This is a genomic window from Mycobacterium sp. E2497 (assembly GCF_001668695.1).
GTDB lineage: Bacteria > Actinomycetota > Actinomycetes > Mycobacteriales > Mycobacteriaceae > Mycobacterium.
This window is the reverse complement of sequence record NZ_LZKD01000242.1, coordinates 53,824-68,848: the sequence shown is the minus strand read 5'-3', so window position 1 is coordinate 68,848 and position 15,025 is coordinate 53,824. Positions and strand designations below refer to the sequence as shown.

Annotated in this window: 13 protein-coding genes; 9 read left to right on the top strand and 4 right to left on the bottom strand. The window is 67.5% G+C overall.

The window, feature by feature from the left end; all coding sequences use genetic code 11:
- Window positions 1-2: 2 nt before the first annotated feature.
- On the bottom strand, window positions 3-869 hold the full coding sequence (locus A5713_RS23130; RefSeq protein ID WP_197516454.1) for an AraC family transcriptional regulator: 867 nt from the start codon (window positions 867-869) through the stop codon (window positions 3-5).
- A 296-nt stretch (window positions 870-1,165) separates the two neighbouring features.
- On the opposite strand from A5713_RS23130, the gene A5713_RS23125 reads away from it, so the two are divergent.
- Window positions 1,166-2,236, top strand: a complete 1,071-nt coding sequence (locus tag A5713_RS23125; protein WP_082973114.1) for an NAD(P)-dependent alcohol dehydrogenase — start codon at window positions 1,166-1,168, stop codon at window positions 2,234-2,236.
- Window positions 2,237-2,260: 24 nt separating this feature from the next.
- On the opposite strand, the gene A5713_RS23120 is transcribed toward A5713_RS23125, so the two are convergent.
- Both A5713_RS23120 and A5713_RS23115 read right to left on the bottom strand, forming a co-directional pair.
- Window positions 2,261-2,893, bottom strand: a complete 633-nt coding sequence (locus A5713_RS23120) for a lysozyme inhibitor LprI family protein (RefSeq protein ID WP_068098511.1) — start codon at window positions 2,891-2,893, stop codon at window positions 2,261-2,263.
- A gap of 74 nt (window positions 2,894-2,967) precedes the next feature.
- Complete coding sequence (locus A5713_RS23115) at window positions 2,968-3,378, bottom strand: group 1 truncated hemoglobin (RefSeq protein ID WP_068098510.1); 411 nt, start codon at window positions 3,376-3,378, stop codon at window positions 2,968-2,970.
- A gap of 285 nt (window positions 3,379-3,663) precedes the next feature.
- Between A5713_RS23115 and A5713_RS23110 the strand changes: the two genes are divergently transcribed.
- The 4 genes from A5713_RS23110 to dnaE all read left to right on the top strand — a co-directional run bounded on the left by A5713_RS23110 (window position 3,664) and on the right by dnaE (window position 9,760).
- Window positions 3,664-4,704, top strand: coding sequence for an SDR family NAD(P)-dependent oxidoreductase (locus A5713_RS23110; protein WP_068098509.1), 1,041 nt, complete (start codon window positions 3,664-3,666; stop codon window positions 4,702-4,704).
- 4 nt (window positions 4,705-4,708) lie between these two features.
- Window positions 4,709-5,512, top strand: a complete 804-nt coding sequence (locus tag A5713_RS23105) for an SDR family oxidoreductase (protein WP_068098508.1) — start codon at window positions 4,709-4,711, stop codon at window positions 5,510-5,512.
- Window positions 5,513-5,726: 214 nt separating this feature from the next.
- Window positions 5,727-6,158, top strand: a complete 432-nt coding sequence (locus tag A5713_RS23100; RefSeq protein WP_068098507.1) for an SRPBCC family protein — start codon at window positions 5,727-5,729, stop codon at window positions 6,156-6,158.
- 68 nt (window positions 6,159-6,226) lie between these two features.
- Window positions 6,227-9,760, top strand: a complete 3,534-nt coding sequence (dnaE, locus tag A5713_RS23095) for a DNA polymerase III subunit alpha (protein ID WP_068098506.1) — start codon at window positions 6,227-6,229, stop codon at window positions 9,758-9,760.
- Between the two features lie 95 nt (window positions 9,761-9,855).
- On the opposite strand, the gene A5713_RS23090 is transcribed toward dnaE, so the two are convergent.
- Window positions 9,856-10,302, bottom strand: a complete 447-nt coding sequence (locus A5713_RS23090; protein ID WP_068098505.1) for a PPOX class F420-dependent oxidoreductase — start codon at window positions 10,300-10,302, stop codon at window positions 9,856-9,858.
- Between the two features lie 54 nt (window positions 10,303-10,356).
- Here A5713_RS23090 and A5713_RS23085 point away from each other — a divergent pair, with 54 nt between their 5' ends.
- Genes A5713_RS23085 through A5713_RS23070 form a run of 4 tightly spaced genes read left to right on the top strand, consistent with a single transcriptional unit; the run spans window position 10,357 to window position 14,987 of the window.
- Window positions 10,357-10,737, top strand: a complete 381-nt coding sequence (locus tag A5713_RS23085; protein WP_068098504.1) for a helix-turn-helix domain-containing protein — start codon at window positions 10,357-10,359, stop codon at window positions 10,735-10,737.
- 14 nt (window positions 10,738-10,751) lie between these two features.
- On the top strand, window positions 10,752-11,231 hold the full coding sequence (locus A5713_RS23080) for a VOC family protein (RefSeq protein WP_068098503.1): 480 nt from the start codon (window positions 10,752-10,754) through the stop codon (window positions 11,229-11,231).
- Between the two features lie 40 nt (window positions 11,232-11,271).
- Window positions 11,272-13,098: a fatty acid--CoA ligase FadD11 gene (gene fadD11 / locus A5713_RS23075; protein ID WP_068098502.1), complete on the top strand. Its 1,827-nt coding sequence runs from the start codon at window positions 11,272-11,274 to the stop codon at window positions 13,096-13,098.
- Window positions 13,095-14,987, top strand: a complete 1,893-nt coding sequence (locus tag A5713_RS23070) for a lysophospholipid acyltransferase (RefSeq protein ID WP_068098501.1) — start codon at window positions 13,095-13,097, stop codon at window positions 14,985-14,987. Before fadD11 ends, A5713_RS23070 begins: the two co-directional genes overlap by 4 nt.
- Window positions 14,988-15,025: the final 38 nt, after the last annotated feature.

The window sequence follows — 15,025 nt, the reverse complement described above, 5'->3', positions numbered from 1 at the left end:
CCTCAGCCGGCGGACTGACCGCCGCCGTAATCGCGCGGGGTAGCGCCGAACCGGGTCCGGAACTCGCTGATGAAGTGCGAGACGCTGACATAGCCGACCCGGTGGGCGATATCGGCCACCGCCAACCGCCGGTCCAGCACGAGTTCGCGCGCCCGGTTCAGCCGCACGTCCTTGACGTACTGATACGGCGAAGTCCCCGTCACCTCGCGGAACGCTCTGGTGAATGCGGATGAACTCAGGCCCACCTGCGCGGCCAGGGTCGCGACCGTTATCGGCTCGGCCCAATGCGCGTTGATGTACGTCAGTGCCGCGCCGATGGGATTACCGGCCGCCTGCTGGGTGGCGAAGTCCCTCATTCGCGCAAACTGTTCCCGTTGCAGAACCCGGTACACCAACTCGCGAAGATAGAGGGGCGCCAGCACACGCCGATCGACGTCGGTCGACAGCGACCGCAAGAACCGCAGGATCGAACTCATGACTTCGTCGTCGAGTGCGGAGACGACGCACGATTCGGTGAGATCTCGCACCGCCGCGGCCTCGGCGCGCTCCCGGCCCGGCATCTTCTCGGTGATGTCGCGAACGGTAGATGGATCCACCTCCAGCACCATGCACAGGCAGGGCTTGCTCGGCGACGCCTCGAGCACCTCGCTCTGGAATTGCAGATCACCGTTGATCACCAGGTAACTGAACTGGTCGTAGACATGACGCCGACCCATCTCAATGACCGCCTTGCGGCCTTGCGCGACGAGTCCGATCGACAGTCCCCGGATCTCCTGCCACTCGGGTTCGGCGGGCTCGGTGAAACGGTAGATCGTCAGACCTGGCCATAATCCGACGTTTGCGCCGGAATGCCATGCACGAGCCGTCAATTCGGCGACAAGATCGCCGGAGGTGAGATGGTGCTCGATAGGTTCGGTGGCGGTCAGGTCGGCACCCCCTTGGCATCAACACACCGCGGAGGCCGCAACCGCTCCGCAAACAAAAGGTATCGGACTGCCGGGGTCCTCGCTGGGTAAGTGTCGCCGGGGCCGGATCGAAACGGGCAAACATTGAGCAGGAATCTTGTACCGCGGCCGCCATTGATCCGGTTGGCTTTTGATCATCCTTCGGGCAGGACCCATACCGGCGCCACAGGCGATCACATTGCGGACATCGAGGAGAGATCATGCCGATGCGGGCAGCACGCATGCACGGATACAACCGGCCGCTGGAGATTGACGAAGTTCCCATTCCCGATGTCGGGCCCAGCCAGGTCCTGATCAAGGTCGCGGCGACGGGCATGTGCCGCAGCGATTATCAGCTGCTGGATGGCTACTTCCGGGACGGCCTGCCGGTGGACTTCCCGTTCATCCCCGGACACGAAGTGGCGGGCACCATCACCGAAGTGGGCGCCGACGTGCCGGATGCCGCCGGTATCGGCGAAGGGGACCTTGTCGTGGTGGACCCGAACTGGGGGGACGGCACCTGCCGGCAGTGCCACGAAGGCAACCAGCAACTGTGCGCCGATGGGCAACTCGTCGGATTCGGACCCAATGGGGGTTTCGCCGAGTACATGGTCACTCCTTATGACCACGTGATCTCCGTTGCCGATCAACCGAATGCCGAACCCCGGTACCTGGCCCCACTGACCGATGCGGGCCTCACGCCTTACCGCGGTATGAAGAAGTTGCGTGACGCGGGCAAGCTCGGCGCCGGCCGCACGGTGGTTGTCAACGGTATCGGTGGCCTCGGCAGCTACGCGGTCCAATACGCCCGGTTGCTTGGCGGCGGCGCGACCGTGTTCGGGTTCGCCCGCAGCGACGAAAAGCTCCGGATCGCAACGGACCACGGCGCCCATCACACCGTCAACGTCCGGGACAAGTCCGTCGAGGACGTGCAGGACGAGATCGAGGACGTGACCGGCCGCCGCACCGTCGACGCGGTGCTGGACTGCGCAGGGTCACCGGAGTCCCTGGGACTGGCGGCCGCAATTCTCGCGACCGAGGGCGCGCTGTCGCAGGTAGGCCTCATGGGAGAGCGGGTGGAACTGCCACTGTTTCCGTTCGTCAGTGGAGAGAAGTCCTACTTCGGCTCGTTTTGGGGCAACTACAACGACCTGCGGGAAGTGCTTGCACTCGCCGGCCAAGGCCTGATCAAGCACCACGTGGTCCCGGTCAAACTCGACGACATCAACGACAAACTGGAAGCGTTGGGGCGAGGAGACATCGTCGGCCGGGCGGTCGTCGTCTTCGACTGATCCGTCGGCCCTTCGCGCGCCGAATCACGGTGCGCGGCAGACGAATTTGGTGCCGTTCAGGTCAAGCTTGACCTCGCCCTGGTGCTCCCAGTACTGCGAGCCCTGCCGGCCGTATCGGGCGCCGCTGCCCGACGGCTCGAGGAAGAGGATCTCCTGGTTGCCCTTCCAGTTGAGCACCGCCGCGGGCGGGTCGAATTCGTTGTAGAACTGCGCGGTCAACGGCCCCGCGTCGGCGGGGCACTGGTAGGTGACGACGGGCGGGCTCAGGGTGCCGGGGTCGGCGATGGCCAGTTCGACCAGCCGCGTCTGATACGCCTCGACCAGGCAGGTGCGCGCTTCCGGGTTCTGTGCGCAACCGTCGCGAGTGGTCGCCCAGCTGTTCTGCGCGGACGTCAGCGCGCCCTGGTCCACGCCGGGCCGGGCAAGGGCCTGTTGGTAGGCGGCCTGCAGGCGGTGGTCGAGGTCGGTCAGCTGCGGATCGCGGCACACCAGCTGCTGCGCCGCGTTGGCCGGTTTGGCGCAGTCGAGCGCCGCCGCGGTCGGCGGGGCAGTCGTGGTGGTGGTCGTTCCCGTGGTGGTGCCGGCCGACGGCGGGGTCGTTTTCGCACCGCAGGCGCCCAGCATCAGGGCCGCAACGATGACGGCGATCAGTCGCATAGGTGCTGACTACCGGTTGCAGGCCGCCGCCCGGGCTCGACACGCCGAGATCGCCGGCGATCTCGGCGGAGCGGTCAGACGGTCGCCTTGTTGGCCTCGCCGGTGGCGATCTCGGGAGCCAGCGGCGCGATCGCACCGATGATCTCCGTGACCGTCTCGGAGGGGACCCCGGCCGCCGCGAGCGCGTCGGACAGGTGCCTGGCCACCAGGTTGAAGTGGTGCATCGTGATGCCGCGACCCTGGTGCACCTGCTTCATCGGCGCGCCGGTGTAGGGCTCGGGGCCGCCGAGGGCGGCCGCGAAGAACTCCACCTGCTTGCCTTTGAGATGGTTCATGTTGGTTCCGGTGAAGAAGCCCGCGAGTTGGTCGTCGGCAAGCACGCGAACGTAGAAGTCCTCGACCACGACTTCGATCGCCTCGTGCCCACCGATCCGGTCATAGATCGCGACCGGCTCGGGTTTGCGGAAGCGTGCCAGAATTTTCATAAGTGCGATTGGAACATCTCGGCATTGCTCGCCAGTTAGTTCGCGATCACACGCGGATATCCTTGCGTAACAAGCGGATTGCCGCCTTTTGACGGTTGCGCACGGCCGGCCGTGAGACGTGCGCCCGCTGTTACATGCCCGAAATCTGCATCGAGCCGGCGAACCTATGCCATAGGTTGGCTCAATGACTCACGTCACATCATGCACACCGCCCCGCCAGGCGATCGTGGTCAACGGGCAGGCCAATTGCGGTCGGGGGGCCGACACCATCAGGAGCGAAAGCCGATGAATCTTGGTGACTTGACGAGCTTGGTCGAAAAGCCGCTCGCGAACTTGGTGGAGAAGCCGATCGCGGCGGTATCCCACCTCGTCAACACGCCCAACTCCGCGGGGCGCTACCGGCCCTTCTACCTGAGGAATCTGCTCGACGCCGTCCAGGGCCGCACGCTCGACGAGGCGGTCGGGGGCAAGACCGTCCTGATCACCGGGGGATCGTCGGGCATCGGCGAGGCCGCCGCGAAGAAGATCGCCGAAGCGGGCGGCACGGTCGTGCTGGTCGCGCGGACCCGGGAAAACCTGGAAAAGGTCGCCTCAGAAATCGAAGGCAACGGTGGCACCGCACACGTCTACCCGTGCGACCTGTCCGACATGGACGCCATCGCCGCGATGGCCGACCAGGTGCTCAGCGACCTCGGCGGCGTCGACATCCTGATCAACAACGCGGGCCGGTCCATCCGGCGATCGCTGGAGCTGTCCTACGACCGGATCCACGACTATCAGCGGACCATGCAGCTGAACTACCTGGGCGCGGTCCAGCTCATCCTCAAATTCATCCCCGGGATGCGGGAACGCGGATTCGGGCACATCATCAACGTCTCCTCGGTGGGTGTGCAGACGCGTGCGCCGCGCTTCGGCGCCTACATCGCCAGCAAGGCCGCGCTGGACAGCCTGTGCGATTCCCTGCAGGCCGAAACCGTCAATGATGGCGTCAAGTTCACCACCGTGCACATGGCCCTGGTGCGCACGCCGATGATCAGCCCGACCACGCTCTACGACAAGTTCCCGGCGCTGACGCCGGATCAGGCGGCCGGGGTGATCGCGGACGCCATCGTGCACCGGCCCCGGCGGGCCAGCTCGCCGTTCGGGCAGTTCGCCGCCGTCGCCGACGCCGTGAACCCGGCGGTGATGGACCGAGTGCGCAATCGGGCGTTCGCCATGTTCGGCGACTCCGAAGCCGCCCGGGGTGACGAATCTGCAAGCGAGTCACAGCAATTCGACAAGCGCAGCGAGACGTTTGTGCGGGCGACCCGCGGGATACATTGGTGACATCATGAGCCTTCCCAAGCCCGACATCCAGACCACCGTCGTCATCACCGGCGCCTCGTCCGGCATCGGCGCCGAACTGGCCCGCGGGCTGGCCCGCCGCGGCTTCCCGCTGTTGCTGGTCGCGCGGCGCCGGGAACGCCTCGACGAGCTGGCCAACGAAGTCGGCCAGGAGTACTCCGTGGCGGTCGAGGTGCTGCCGCTGGACCTGGGCGATTCGAAGGGCCGCGCGAAGCTGGCGGACCGGCTGCGCGCCGAGCCGATCGCCGGCCTGTGCAACAGCGCGGGCTTCGGCACCAGCGGCGTCTTCCACGAGCTGCCGCTCGAGCGCGAAAGCGAGGAGGTCACCCTCAACGCGCTGGCGCTGATGGAACTCACCCACGCGGCCCTGCCCGGCATGGTCAAGCGCGGTGTCGGTGCGGTGATGAACATCGCCTCGATCGCCGGCTTTCAGCCGGTGCCGTACATGGCGGTCTATTCGGCCACCAAGGCGTTCGTGCAGACGTTCTCCGAGGCCGTCCACGAGGAGCTGCACGGCACCGGGGTGTCGGTCACGTGCCTGTGTCCCGGGCCGGTGCCGACCGAGTGGGCCGAGATCGCCCACGCCGAGCGGTTCAGCATTCCCATCGCGCAGGTCTCGCCGCGCGACGTCGCCGAGGCGGCGATCGCCGGGATGCTGGCCGGCAGGCGCACCGTCGTGCCGGGTGTGGTGCCGAAGGTCGTCAGCACCGGCGGCAGGTTCGCGCCGCGGGGTCTGCTGCTGCCGGGGATCCGGATCGGTAGCCGCTTCCGCGGGGGACCCAGCCGCTGAGCGTGCGCCGCGTCCCCTCGGTCACTTCCGTCACTGCGCCGGGGCGATCGACGATGTGCCCGCCTCACAGCGACAAAGGCGGCTACCGCGCAGGGGGTCTCGGATTGTCGCTACGAGGCGGGCACAACGCCGCATCCCTCTGAGCCGCATCCCTCTGAGCGGGGGCACACGGCACGGGGCGGGTGTGACGAAGCGGCCGCGCTAGGCTCCGCGCATGGCCGCCGTTGACCTGACCGCCGACGTACCGATGAGCCCGCAGGACATGTGGGACCACGTCTCCGACTTGTCGGACCTGGGAGACTGGCTGGTGATGCACGAGGGCTGGCGCAGTGATCTGCCCGACGAGCTCGGCGAGGGCGTCCAGGTGGTGGGCGTGGCCCGGGCGAAGGGGTTCCGTAACCGGGTGACGTGGACGGTGACCACGTGGGACCCGCCGCACGAGGTGGCGCTGTCGGGTTCGGGCAAGGGCGGCGCCAAGTACGCCGTCACGCTCACCGTGCGAGCCGCCGAGGAGGGCTCGACCCTCGGCCTTCGTCTCGAGCTGGGCGGGCGTCCGCTGTTCGGCCCGGTCGGTTCGGCGGCGGCGCGCGCCGTCAAGGGCGACGTGCAGAAGTCGCTGAGAAACTTCGTGGAGATGTACGGGTAAAACCGCGCGAGACACACGCGGCGACACGCCGAACTCGTGTCGGTCCGCGGTCATAGACTGGCGTCCCTATGAACCACTCCTCCTTCGTGCACCTGCACAACCACACCGAGTACTCGATGCTGGACGGGGCAGCGAAGATCACGCCGATGCTGGCCGAGGTGGAGCGGCTGGGGATGCCCGCGGTCGGGATGACCGACCACGGAAACATGTTCGGCGCCAGCGAGTTCTACAACGCGGCGGCCAAGGCCGGGATCAAGCCGATCATCGGGGTCGAGGCGTACATCGCGCCCGGCTCGCGCTTCGACACCCGCCGCATCCAGTGGGGTGACCCGGGCCAGAAGTCCGACGACGTCTCGGGTAGTGGTTCCTACACGCACCTGACGATGGTCGCCGAGAACGCCACCGGACTGCGCAACCTGTTCAAGCTCTCGTCGTTGGCCTCCTTCGAGGGCCAGCTCGGCAAGTGGTCGCGGATGGACGCCGAGCTCATCGCCGAGCACGCCCAGGGCATCATCGCCACCACGGGCTGCCCGTCGGGTGAGGTGCAGACCCGGCTGCGGCTGGGGCACGACCGTGAGGCGCTGGAATCGGCCGCCAAGTGGCGCGAGATCTTCGGCGCCGACAACTACTTCCTCGAGCTGATGGACCACGGGCTGTCCATCGAGCAGCGCGTCCGCGAGGGCTTGCTCGAGATCGGACGCAAGCTCGGCATCCCGCCGTTGGCCACCAACGACTGCCACTACGTCACCCGCGACGCCGCCCACAACCACGAGGCGCTGTTGTGCGTGCAGACCGGTAAGACGCTGTCGGACCCGAACCGGTTCAAGTTCGACGGCGACGGCTACTACCTCAAGTCCGCCGCCGAGATGCGCCAGATCTGGGACGCCGAGGTGCCCGGCGCCTGTGACTCGACGCTGCTGATCGCCGAACGGGTGCAGCCGTACGACGACGTGTGGGCGCCGCGGGACCGGATGCCGGTCTTCCCGGTGCCCGAGGGACACGACCAGGCGACCTGGCTGCACCACGAGGTGATGGCCGGGCTGCGGCGGCGATTCCCCGCGGGCGTCGGCCAGGACTACATCGACCGGGCCGAGTACGAGATCAAGGTCATCTGCGACAAGGGCTTCCCGTCGTACTTCCTGATCGTCGCCGACCTGATCAATTACGCCCGGTCGGTCGACATCCGGGTGGGGCCCGGCCGCGGTTCGGCGGCGGGCTCGCTGGTGGCCTACGCGCTGGGGATCACCAACATCGACCCGATCCCGCACGGGCTGCTGTTCGAGCGGTTCCTCAACCCCGAGCGCCCGTCGGCGCCCGACATCGACATCGACTTCGACGACCGTCGTCGCGGTGAGATGGTGCGCTACGCCGCTGACAAGTGGGGCCAGGACCGCGTCGCCCAGGTCATCACCTTCGGCACCATCAAAACGAAAGCGGCGCTGAAGGATTCGGCGCGCATCCATTACGGTCAGCCCGGCTTCGCCATCGCCGACCGGATCACCAAGGCGTTGCCGCCGCCGATCATGGCCAAGGACATCCCGCTCTCGGGCATCACCGACCCGGCGCACGAGCGGTACAAGGAAGCCGCCGAGGTCCGCGGCCTGATCGAGACCGATCCGGACGTCCGCACCATCTACCAGACCGCGCGCGGCCTGGAGGGTCTGATCCGCAACGCCGGTGTGCACGCCTGCGCGGTGATCATGAGCAGCGAGCCGCTCACCGAGGCCATCCCGCTGTGGAAGCGGCCGCAGGACGGGGCCATCATCACCGGCTGGGACTACCCGTCGTGCGAGGCCATCGGCCTGCTGAAGATGGACTTCCTGGGTCTGCGCAACCTGACGATCATCGGCGACGCGCTGGAAAACATCAAGGCGAACAGGGGGATTGACCTCGACCTGGAGTCGGTGCCGCTCGACGACAAGCCCACCTACGAGCTGCTGGGCCGCGGCGACACCCTGGGCGTGTTCCAGCTCGACGGCGGGCCGATGCGCGACCTGCTGCGCCGCATGCAGCCGACCGAGTTCAACGACATCGTCGCCGTGCTCGCGCTGTACCGCCCGGGCCCGATGGGCATGAACGCCCACAACGACTACGCCGACCGCAAGAACGCCCGGCAGGCCATCAAGCCGATCCACCCGGAGCTCGAGGAGCCGCTGCGCGAGATCCTCTCGGAGACTTACGGTCTGATCGTCTATCAAGAGCAGATCATGTTCATCGCCCAGAAGGTCGCCTCCTACACGATGGGCAAGGCCGACGCGCTGCGCAAGGCGATGGGTAAGAAGAAGCTCGAGGTCCTCGAGGCCGAGTACAAAGGCTTCTACGAGGGCATGACCGCCAACGGGTTCTCGGAGAAAGCCGTGAAGGCGTTGTGGGACACCATTCTTCCGTTCGCCGGGTATGCGTTCAACAAGTCGCACGCGGCCGGTTACGGCCTGGTGTCGTACTGGACCGCCTATCTCAAGGCCAACTATCCGGCCGAATACATGGCCGGCCTGTTGACCTCGGTGGGCGACGACAAGGACAAGGCCGCGGTCTACCTGGCGGACTGCCGCAAGCTGGGCATCACCGTGCTGCCGCCGGACGTCAACGAGTCCCTGGTGAACTTCGCGTCGGTCGGCCAGGACATCCGGTTCGGGCTGGGCGCGGTGCGCAACGTCGGCGCCAACGTGGTGGGCTCGCTGATCAAGACCCGCAACGAGAAGGGGAAGTTCACCGATTTCTCGGACTACCTGAACAAGATCGATGTCTCGGCCTGCAACAAGAAGGTGACGGAGTCGCTGATCAAGGCGGGCGCGTTCGACTCGCTGAGCCATGCCCGCAAGGGCCTCTTCCTGGTGCACACCGACGCCGTCGATTCGGTGCTGGGTACCAAAAAGGCTGAGGCGATGGGCCAATTCGACCTGTTCGGCGGCGACGACGGGTGCACCGAGTCGGTGTTCACCATCAAGGTGCCCGAGGACGAGTGGGAGGACAAGCACAAGCTGGCCCTGGAGCGGGAGATGCTGGGCCTGTACGTGTCGGGGCATCCGCTCAACGGCGTGGCCCACCTGCTGGCGGCGCAGGTGGACACCCAGATCCCGGCCATTCTGGACGGCGACGTCCCCAACGACACCCAGGTTCGGGTGGGCGGCATTCTGGCGTCGGTCAACCGGCGGGTCAACAAGAACGGGATGCCCTGGGCCTCAGCGCAACTGGAAGACCTCACCGGTGGCATCGAGGTGATGTTCTTCCCGCACGCCTATTCCACCTATGGCGCCGACATCGCCGACGACGCGGTGGTGCTGATCAACGCCAAGGTCGCCATCCGCGACGACCGGATCAGCCTGATCGCCAACGACCTTGTGGTGCCGGACTTTTCCAACGCCCAGCCGAACCGGCCGATCGCGGTCAGCCTGCCCACCCGGCAATGCACCGTCGACAAGGTCAGCGCGCTCAAGCAGGTGCTGGCGCGTCACCCCGGCACCGCGCAGGTGCATCTGCGGCTGATCAGCGGGGACCGCATCACCACCCTGGAGCTGGACGCCTCGCTGCGGGTGACGCCCTCGCCGGCGCTCATGGGTGATCTCAAGGAGTTGCTCGGCCCGGGGTGCCTGGGCAGTTAGCCGCTTCGGGCTGGCCGGTCACCTCCGCGAGTGTGAAGCTAGCCGCACACTCGCGACCGAACGTGAAGCTAGCCGCACACTCGCGGCGGGCTGAGTCATGGCAGGTCCACCCGGACGATGACGCTGTCGGGCCAAACGCCGCGGTCGCGGGCGCGGGCCAGCTTCTCGCGCACGCACAGGTCCTGGTGGACGTTGGTGACACCGGGGACCTTGATCAGCGGCACGATGTTCCACTGCCAGCCATACCGGGCGCGCAACACGCGGTTGGCCCGCTCGGCCTCGGCGCCGGAGAGGAGCGTGGCGCGGCCCTCCACCGCCGGAGCGCCCGGCCGAACCCGGCCGCGGTAGTCGCACGCGGTGAGCTCGACGCCCGGGTGCGCGGTCAGCCGCCTCGTCTTCGGCCCCACCTTGGTGCGGAACACCAGCGCGTCGCCGTCGCGCCCGAACCAGATCGGGGTGTCGACCGGGGTACCGTCGCGGCGGAACGATCGAAGCAGCGCATAGCGCGCCGCGCCCAGCCCGTCGAGTGAATGTGTGTGCATCGCCCCAGTCAACGACTTAGAGTTGGCTCTAAGTCAAGCGCCGAAGGAGGCCCGATGCTGACGATCGGCGAGGTGGCGCGCCGGGCCGGGGTCGCGGCGACCACGTTGCGGTACTACGAACAGATCGGGCTGGTGCCGGCGCCCGGACGGTTGGGCGGTCAGCGGCGCTACGACGACTCGGTGCTGGCCCGGCTCGAGGTGATCCGGCTCTGCAAGTCCGCCGGCTTCGCGCTGGAGGAGATCCAGCTGCTGTTCGCCGACGACGCGCCGGGTCGTCCGGCCAGCCGCGCCCTGGCCGAGGCCAAGCTCGCCGAGATCGACGCGCAGATGGAATCGCTGGCCCGGGCGCGCGCCGTCATCGAGTGGGGTATGCGCTGCACGTGTCCGTCGATTGACGCGTGCACGTGCGGCATTCACACCGCCGTGCCCGCCTGAGCGAAGGAGCCTCCATGACCCGGCCGCCCACCATCGCCGTGCAGAACTTCTCCCACGTGTGCATCGGCGTCTCCGACATCGAGGCCTCCCTGGCCTTCTACACCGCGGTGCTGGGCATGGACGTCGTCTTCGACGTCGAACTCGGCGGAGCCGGCCTGGATTCGGTGACCGGCGGCGCGGCGCAGCAGGGTCGCATGGTGGGCGGGCTGATCGGTGCCGCCATGGTCGAACTGCTGTCCTTGGGTGAGGTGCCCGAATGTCCGAGCGGGCCGCACCTGGGCTACACCAACGTCTCGTTCCGGGTCGACGACCTCGGCGCCACCTTCGACGCCGTCCGGCGCGAGCACCCCGACGTCCGGGCCGAACCGCCCGTCGATATCGGCGGCGTGCGCATGTTCTTCATCTACGACCCCGACGGCACCCCCATCGAACTGCTGGAACTGCCCGCCGGCATCTCGAGCACGGTGCAGCTCTGGCGCCCCGATACCGCGTGATGTGTTCCGCGCCACAACCGACGCACGTACGCTCACACACATGACGACTGCCGAGCGCCCGGTCACCTTGTGCGAGGCCTTCCAGCGCACCGCGTCGATCGAGCCGGATGCCGTCGCGCTTCGGACTCCCGGCAACACGCAGACCATGACGTGGAGCGAGCTTGCGGCGCAGGTGCGGAAGGTCACCGCGGGACTGGCCGGCCTGGGGGTCGGCCGGGGCGACACGGTGTCGCTGATGATGGCCAACCGGATCGAGTTCTATCCGTTCGAGATCGCCGCCCAACACCTCGGCGCCACTTCGTTTTCGGTGTACAACACGCTGCCCGCAGAGCAGTTGACCTACCTGTTCGACAACGCCGGCACCAAGGTCGCGATCTGCGAGGAGCAGTACGTCGACCGCATCCGCGCCAGCGGCGCGCCCGTCGAGCACATCGTCTGCGTCGACGGTTCGCCGCCCGGCACCAAGTCGGTCGACGACGTGTGTGCCGCCGCGCCGCCGGATTTCGACTTCGAGGCGACCTGGCGGACCGTGCAGCCGGACGATGTCGTCACGCTCATCTACACCTCGGGCACCACCGGAAATCCCAAGGGCGTGGAGATGACCCACGACCATCTGCTGTTCGAGGCGTTCGCCCTCGACAGCGTCCTGCCCTCCCAATACGGTGACCGGGTCACGTCCTACCTGCCGACGGCACACATCGCCGACCGGGTGATGGGGCTGTACGGGCTGGAAGTGTTCGGCGCCCAGGTCACGGTCGTCTCCGATGTCCGCGCCATCGCCGCCGCGCTGCCCGACGTCCGGCCGACGGTATGGGGTGGCGTCCCGCGCGTGTGGGAAAAGCTCAAGGCCGGAGTCGAATTCGCCGTCGCCAACGAAACGGACGAGGTCAAGCGCCAGGCCCTGCAGTGGGCGATGTCGGTGGCCGGCAAGCGCGCCGCCGCCCTGCTGGCCGTCGAGCCGATGCCGGACGAGCTGGCCGCCGAATGGGCCCAGGCCGACGAGCTGGTCCTGTCGAAGTTGCGCGAGCGGCTCGGCTTCGGCGAACTGCGGTGGGCGGTGTCGGGCGCCGCCCCGATCCCCAGGGAGACGCTGGCGTTCTTCCTCGGTATCGGCATTCCGATCGCCGAAGTCTGGGGGATGTCGGAATTGAGCTGCGTCGCCTCGGTGAGCCACCCGCGGGACGCGCGCCTGGGCACCGTCGGCAAGCTGCTCCCTGGGATGGAGGGCAAGGTTGCCGAGGACGGCGAATTCCTGGTCCGCGGGCCGCTGGTGATGAAGGGCTACCGCAAGGAACCCGCCAAGACCGCGGAGGCCATCGACGCCGACGGCTGGCTGCACACCGGCGACATCATCGACGTCGACGACGAGGGCTACCTGAGGATCATCGATCGCAAGAAGGAATTGATCATCAATGCCGCCGGAAAGAACATGTCGCCGGCCAACATTGAGAACACCGTGCTGGCCGCGTGTCCGATGGTCGGCGTGATGATCACGATCGGTGACGGGCGCCCGTACAACGCCGCGCTGATGGTCTTCGACGCCGAATCGGTCGGTCCCTACGCGGCCCAGCTGGGACTGGCCGACACCTCGCCGGCCGCCCTGGCGGCGCATCCGGAGGTCATCGCCCGGGTCGCCGCGGGTGTGGCCGAAGGCAACGCGAAACTGTCACGGGTGGAACAGATCAAGCGCTTCCGGGTGTTGCCGTCGCTCTGGGAGCCGGGCGGAGACGAGATCACGTTGACCATGAAACTCAAGCGCAAGCCGATCATGACGAAGTACGCGAGCGAGATCGAGGAGCTCTACGCACCCGAGTTGCACCCGGACGTGCACGAGCCTTCGGCGACCGCGACGGTGCAACCGGCATGAGCCGGGGACCGGGGGCGACGGCCCGTGAGTTCGGCAAGGTGGGGGTGCGAAAGCTGCTGCAGCGCACGGGCATCGTCGAGGAATCGACGACACCGCTGACCACCGACCCGGCGGAGGTTGTCCAGCTGCTCGCCGCGCCCTGGTACGACGAGCGGCTGAGCGGACTGGCCGATGAGCTCGGGCGGGACTTGCCGGGCGTGCGGGCCGAGGCCGCGTGCTACCTGAGGGAGATGGCCCCCTCGCTGGACGAGCGGGCCGTGAAGGCCTGGCGCAGCTTCAGTTGCTGGCTGATGCGGGCCTACGACGTGCTGGTCGACGAGGATCAGATAGCGCAGCTGCGCAAGCTGGACCGCAAAGCGACACTGGCGTTTGCCTTTTCGCATCGCTCCTATCTGGACGGCCTGCTGTTGCCGGAGGTGATTCAGGCCAACCGGCTTTCGCCGGCGCTCACCTTCGGCGGAGCCAATCTGAACTTCTTCCCGATGGGGGCGTGGGCCAAGCGCACCGGCACGATCTTCATCCGGCGTCAGACCAAGGACATCCCCGTCTACCGGTACGTGTTGCGCGCCTACGCCGCGCAGCTGGTGCAGAACCACGCCAACCTCACCTGGTCGATCGAGGGGGGCCGCACCCGGACCGGCAAGCTGCGTCCGCCGGTGTACGGGATACTGCGCTACATCAGCGACGCCGTCGACGAAATCGACGGCCCAGAAGTGTATTTGGTGCCCACGTCGATCGTCTACGACCAGCTGCACGAGGTCGAGGCGATGACCACCGAGGCCTACGGTGCGACGAAGCGGCCCGAGGACTTCCGTTTCCTGGTCCGGCTGGCGCGCCAGCAGGGGGAGCGGCTGGGCCGCGCGTACCTGGACTTCGGTGAACCGCTGCCGCTGCGCAAGCGCCTCGAGGAGCTGCGCGCGGAGGAGACCGGAACGGGCACCGAGATCGAGCGCATCGCGCTGGACGTCGAGCACCGGATCAACCGCGCCACCCCGGTCACGCCCACCGCGGTGGTGAGCCTCGCGCTGCTGGGTGCCGACCGTTCGTTGTCCATCAGCGAGGTGCTGGCCACTGTGCGGCCGCTGGCCAGCTACATCGCGGCGCGCAACTGGTGCGTGGCCGGTGCCGCCGACCTGACGAATCGCTCGACCATCCGCTGGACGCTGCACCAGCTCGTCGCCTCCGGTGTGGTCAGCGTCTACGACGCCGGCACCGAACCGGTCTGGGGGATCGGGGCCGACCAGCACCTGGTCGCCGCGTTCTACCGCAACACCGCCATCCACATCGTGGTCGACCGCGCCATCGCCGAGACGGCCCTGCTGGCCGCCACGGAAGACGCCGAAAACTCCGTCGACGGCTTGGTTTTGCCGGCGACCGTGCGTGACGAGGCGCTGGGCCTGCGCGAGTTGCTGAAGTTCGAGTTCCTGTTCTCGGGGCGGGCGCAGTTCGAAAAGGAGCTCGCCGATGAGGTGCGCTTGATCGGGCGGGTGGAGGACACCAGCAAGCCGGCCAGCGCGGCCGACGTACGTGGCCTGCTGGAGAAGGCCGACCTGCTGCTGGCGCACCTGGTGCTGCGGCCGTTCCTGGACGCTTACCACATCGTCGCCGACCGGTTGGCCGCCTACGACGACGAATCATTCGACGAAGACGCGTTTCTCACCGAATGCCTTGAGGTCGGCAAGCAGTGGGAGCTGCAGCGCAGGATGGCCAGCGCCGAGTCCAGGTCGATGGAGTTGTTCAAGACCGCGCTGCGGCTGGCCCGGCACCGCGAACTGCTGGACGGCTTCGAGGACCTCGATATCGCGCGGCGACGCCGCGAGTTCGCCGACGAGATCGCCACCGCCGTGCGGCGGGTCAACACCATCGCTGCGCTGGCCGGGGCGCGGTAGGTGCCGGGTGGCCAATGTGCGCATTCAGGAGCCCGCAC

Bases quoted from the DNA above. Each gene is read 5' to 3' on its own strand.
- A5713_RS23125 (WP_082973114.1), top strand. From the start codon at position 1,166: ATGCCGATGCGGGCAGCACGCATGCACGGATACAACCGGCCGCTGGAG.
- A5713_RS23120 (WP_068098511.1), bottom strand. From the start codon at position 2,893: ATGCGACTGATCGCCGTCATCGTTGCGGCCCTGATGCTGGGCGCCTGC.
- A5713_RS23115 (WP_068098510.1), bottom strand. From the start codon at position 3,378: ATGAAAATTCTGGCACGCTTCCGCAAACCCGAGCCGGTCGCGATCTAT.
- A5713_RS23110 (WP_068098509.1), top strand. From the start codon at position 3,664: ATGAATCTTGGTGACTTGACGAGCTTGGTCGAAAAGCCGCTCGCGAAC.
- A5713_RS23105 (WP_068098508.1), top strand. From the start codon at position 4,709: ATGAGCCTTCCCAAGCCCGACATCCAGACCACCGTCGTCATCACCGGC.
- A5713_RS23100 (WP_068098507.1), top strand. From the start codon at position 5,727: ATGGCCGCCGTTGACCTGACCGCCGACGTACCGATGAGCCCGCAGGAC.
- dnaE (WP_068098506.1), top strand. From the start codon at position 6,227: ATGAACCACTCCTCCTTCGTGCACCTGCACAACCACACCGAGTACTCG.
- A5713_RS23090 (WP_068098505.1), bottom strand. From the start codon at position 10,302: ATGCACACACATTCACTCGACGGGCTGGGCGCGGCGCGCTATGCGCTG.
- A5713_RS23085 (WP_068098504.1), top strand. From the start codon at position 10,357: ATGCTGACGATCGGCGAGGTGGCGCGCCGGGCCGGGGTCGCGGCGACC.
- A5713_RS23080 (WP_068098503.1), top strand. From the start codon at position 10,752: ATGACCCGGCCGCCCACCATCGCCGTGCAGAACTTCTCCCACGTGTGC.
- fadD11 (WP_068098502.1), top strand. From the start codon at position 11,272: ATGACGACTGCCGAGCGCCCGGTCACCTTGTGCGAGGCCTTCCAGCGC.
- A5713_RS23070 (WP_068098501.1), top strand. From the start codon at position 13,095: ATGAGCCGGGGACCGGGGGCGACGGCCCGTGAGTTCGGCAAGGTGGGG.